Source organism: Marinobacter halodurans (assembly GCF_004327985.1).
GTDB classification, from domain to species: Bacteria; Pseudomonadota; Gammaproteobacteria; order Pseudomonadales; family Oleiphilaceae; genus Marinobacter_A; species Marinobacter_A halodurans.
In genome coordinates, this window is sequence record NZ_SJDL01000178.1 from 1 (window position 1) to 674 (window position 674).

At 55.8% G+C, this 674-nt stretch carries 1 protein-coding gene; it reads right to left on the minus strand.

Features of this window, described 5'->3' with window-relative positions; all coding sequences use genetic code 11:
- On the minus strand, nt 1-623 hold a 623-nt coding region (locus tag EZI54_RS23990), incomplete at its 3' end, for a PAAR domain-containing protein (protein WP_207389356.1).
- Nucleotides 624-674 lie beyond the last annotated feature (51 nt).

The window sequence follows — 674 nt, forward strand, 5'->3', positions numbered from 1 at the left end:
ATCTGCGACAATTCGGCACTGCACTCATCCTCGGAGATAGCGCCAGCGGCATTGGCCGTCAGGCACTCATCCATCTGTCTCTGATAGGCTTGGGTGTTATCCCTGTTGTTGCCAGTACCGTCGAAAAATATGCCAGCCTCTACCCGAACCTTTGGGCGATCTTCTTCAGCGAAGAAATCTTCCGGTTCTTCGTCCGGTAAGCCTTCGTCAATCAACGCACCTTTCTGGGCGGCCTTGCGAACAAATTCCTGCGGGTCTTTGTCCAGCAACTGTTTGGCGGCGGGGGTAAGCTGGCCTTTATCATCCAGCGCACCCGCCATGGCAAAATCCACGACAGGCGCTGTGGTTGTGCCGACTCCCAGTATGACTCGTTGGTTACCGCTGACAATGGAACCACCGTGGCTGGTGGGGCTGCCAAGGTAGGCCACCGGCCTACCATCTGCTATTGCCAGCGGATAGCCTTGAGTAATAACGGCACCGCAACCGGTGACATCGCCCACCCGGGCAATGGGCTTACCTTCCACAAGGATACTGGAGCCGTTTGGCATGATGGGGGAAGATCCGTGCCCTTTGATCGGGCAAACGTGCATGTCGCCAACGCAGGCGGCAATCAGATTACTCATAGTCAGAGTTCCTTTCTTTGCTGAGTAGCGTCCTGGCTACCCGTGATTAAA